General features: G+C 49.3%; 3 protein-coding genes and 1 pseudogene. 1 reads left to right on the top strand and 3 read right to left on the bottom strand.

Going from position 1 to position 3,166, the window contains the following annotated elements; translation table 11 throughout:
* On the bottom strand, positions 1-554 hold a 554-nt coding region (locus ACZAHD_RS22790), incomplete at its 3' end, for a pyridoxal-phosphate dependent enzyme (protein WP_462458749.1).
* Positions 555-673: 119 nt separating this feature from the next.
* On the opposite strand from ACZAHD_RS22790, the gene ACZAHD_RS22785 reads away from it, so the two are divergent.
* On the top strand, positions 674-1,156 hold the full coding sequence (locus ACZAHD_RS22785) for an Lrp/AsnC family transcriptional regulator (protein WP_148666073.1): 483 nt from the start codon (positions 674-676) through the stop codon (positions 1,154-1,156).
* A gap of 419 nt (positions 1,157-1,575) precedes the next feature.
* On the opposite strand, the gene ACZAHD_RS22780 is transcribed toward ACZAHD_RS22785, so the two are convergent.
* Both ACZAHD_RS22780 and ACZAHD_RS22775 read right to left on the bottom strand, forming a co-directional pair.
* Positions 1,576-2,580 (bottom strand): IS110 family RNA-guided transposase, encoded by a 1,005-nt coding sequence (locus ACZAHD_RS22780; RefSeq protein ID WP_462458748.1) that lies wholly within the window; start codon positions 2,578-2,580, stop codon positions 1,576-1,578.
* A 76-nt stretch (positions 2,581-2,656) separates the two neighbouring features.
* A pseudogene (locus ACZAHD_RS22775) lies at positions 2,657-2,929 on the bottom strand (recombinase family protein); the annotation flags it as partial.
* Positions 2,930-3,166 lie beyond the last annotated feature (237 nt).

The following is a 3,166-nucleotide window of genomic DNA, read 5'->3' as shown; positions in this document are numbered from 1 at the left end:
TTTTCCGCCGCGGTGCGGGTGGTAAACGCCACTGAATCGTCGTAGCTGCCGTCAACACGCACCACCTCAGCGCCCTGCTCGCGGATCGCCGCGGCACGGCGTTCGCTGACGCCCTTATGGATGTAGATCACCGCGCGGCAGCCCAGCCGGGCGGCGGCGGCGGCGACAGCGCGGCCGTGGTTGCCGTCCGTCGCGCAGGTGATGGTCATGCGCCCGGCCACGTCACGCACCTCGGCGCTATCAACTTCAGCGGGCGTGACCGCTCTGCCCAGCGCCTGTTCCGCGACCGTCAGCACCAGACGGATAACCGCGTGTGCGCCGCCGAGGGTTTTAAAACTTTTCAGCGAAGAGCGCTGCCCCTCATCTTTGATATACAGCTCCGCGATGCCCAGCGAGCGGGCCAGTTCCGGCAGCCGGTACAGCGGCGTTTCGCGATATTCGAAACCACGCAGGCGATCGTTTATTTCCGCTACGCGCTCGGGGCGAAAAGGATCGTATTCTGCGGCATCGCCGGAATTAACCAGCCGGTCGGAAGCATTTATATGAAGTTGCATCTCTCTATCCTTGCTGTCAAAGTGACACAGAGAATATATGATCCCGAATAAGATAAGTGCTGTCGTAATATGAGGTAAAAAAGAGAAAATTTCTCTTATGGTTAATTTAAGGGGCGATAATGGCGAAAGCGCTTAAAGCGATAGACGAGTTCGATAAAAAAATACTTCATATAATTCAGGTTGATAACCAGACAACCGTCAGAGAAATCGCCGAAAAAATTAATCTTTCACTTCCCGCGGTGGCGAAAAGGCTACAGCGTCTGAAGGCTCAGGGATATATTATCCATAACAAAAGCATATTATCACCCGAGCTACTGGGAATTAACAACACCATTATTGTTAACGTCTCGGTAGAGAATGAAGCGGTAAAAGAACTGGATGAAATTCGCGAACGTTTTCTCAGCTGCCCGCAAATTCAGCACTGTTATTATGTCACCGGCGATATTGATTTTGTGTTAATTCTGGCAGTTAAAGATATGCAGGAGTATGAGCGGCTAACCCGCGAACTGTTTTTTGAGGGCGGCAACGTACGCCGTTTCCGCACCTACGTGGCGATGGAGCGGGTTAAATCTTCGCAGGATCTGTCGCTGGGGCACTTATAAACGTTAATAAGAAAAAACTATTTTACCGCGAGCGAAGATTGCGGGCACCTCACCGAACATCACTGCAGGTGAGGTGCAACTAAACGGGGAGTTCGTACATATAGTCAAACTCGGAGCGACCCAACGGAAACTGTGGGGATCTTTAAGGGGTCAGTTTGGATATCGAATCTATGGTCACTCCCGTTTTTGCAACACTGATTTTCGACGATATCATTGGCTTGCTTAAATCTATCCGGCGTCTGAATCGCGCCACGATGAGTTCCTCGCCTGATGAACCTCAGAAAAATTATACGGCTTCAGATGAGCCATTCCGATATACAGGTTCTTCAACAGGCCGGTCGGCCGTTTGTATCATCAATGATCAGTATTCGCAAAACCAGATAAGTGATTGTTTAAAAAATTATTGCTGTAGTCGAGACTTACGATGCGAACGTCTGTTGTCGCGTCGTAAGCGCCCAGGCTATTCTGGCCAGCTTGTTTGCCAGTGCGCAGGTCACAACAAAGTTGCTTTTTCTGCACAGCAATTCCCTGACCCAGTCCGCCAGTTTGCCTTTCTGGTGTTCCAGTTTTTGTATGAACACTCTGGCGCACTGAACAAGCAAGGTTCGAATCTTTTTGTTACCTCGTTTGCTGATGCCCAACAGAGTTGTTCGACCACCGGTGCTGTACTGACGTGGAACCAGCCCCGTTGCTGCTGCGAAGTCACGACTGCTGGCGTAGTGTTTCCCATCGCCAAGCTCAGTGGAAATAGTACTGGCCGTCATAGTTCCCACACAGGGAATGGTCAGTAAACGTTGTCCGACCTCATCCTCATTTAACTTTTGCTTTAACTGAGCTTCCAGATCCTTTATTTGCTCAAGAAGATAATAGTAATGTTGCTGCAATCTCTGCAGTAACTGACTGAGATACAATGGTAAACTATTATCTTCAAGGATAATGCTCAGTCGGCTGATAATAGTAGGTCCCCTCGGGACGCTGATACCAAACTCCAGCAGGAAAGCATGCATCTGATTAGTCGTTTTAACCTTATCCTGAACAAATGATTCTCGTACCCGATGCAAAGTACGCATTGCCTGCTGAGATTCCGTTTTTGGCTGAACGAAACGCATTGATGGGCGTGATGCTGCCTCACAGATAGCTTCAGCATCAACGAAATCATTTTTGTTGGTTTTAACGAATGGACGGACAAATTGTGGTGATATCAGCTTTGGAAAATGCCCAAGTTCGACCAGTTTTCGCGCCATAAAATGAGAACCGCCACAGGCTTCCATCGCAACGGTTGTTGTAGGGCAAGCAGCCAGAAATTCAATCAGCTTTGGTCGGGTAAACTTTTTACGGTAAACCGCTTTCCCATGACGGTCCTGACAATGGACGTGGAAAGAATTTTTACCCAGATCGATACCAATGAGCGCAATGTTTTCCATGATGGTTCTCCAAATGAAAGCCTGTCCTCAGCATAGTACCGGGAAGGAGGGAGTGACCATCTCATTAATTATTGTACTATAAGGACTTCCCCGGCATGTCAACGCCGGTGTTTATGGTTTCTGTCTGCTCTTCAGTAAAAAATATGACTTTCTGATGTCGTTCCTGATCGGCCTGTTTGCCACGATATTTTCCAAGCGTGTGTGCCCGTTCAATTCCCTGTTTTTGCCGCTGGCGGCGGCTCAGCCAGTCCTTATGTGACATTGCTGCCATCAGGTCGATCAGCATGTTATTGATGGCGGTTATTACGGCACGGGTGATCGGGTCAGTCTGTGAAGGGTCTTTATCTGACTCCTCCCGGATTTAGCCGTAATAATCCCCCATCCTTGTTTGTAATGGCAATGTGGTGGTTATATTCATGGTCAGGAAGCGATCGACATGCGATTGAAATTCCTGACCATGAACAGTAGCGCCCTTACAGGGCGAGCGTCATCGCTTCGCGATTCCGAGGGTTTGCATGCCATGAGCCCCGTTTTATACTCTGCGGCATGTATATTCCACGTCCCGCAAAGTTGCTTTTCACCGTCG

Source organism: Raoultella sp. (assembly GCF_039594335.1).
Lineage (GTDB): Bacteria > Pseudomonadota > Gammaproteobacteria > Enterobacterales > Enterobacteriaceae > Klebsiella.
Note: the sequence above shows the minus strand (reverse complement) of the source record. Positions and strands in the feature narration are given on the sequence as shown.

Bases quoted from the DNA above. Each gene is read 5' to 3' on its own strand.
- ACZAHD_RS22785 (WP_148666073.1), top strand. From the start codon at position 674: ATGGCGAAAGCGCTTAAAGCGATAGACGAGTTCGATAAAAAAATACTT.
- ACZAHD_RS22780 (WP_462458748.1), bottom strand. From the start codon at position 2,580: ATGGAAAACATTGCGCTCATTGGTATCGATCTGGGTAAAAATTCTTTC.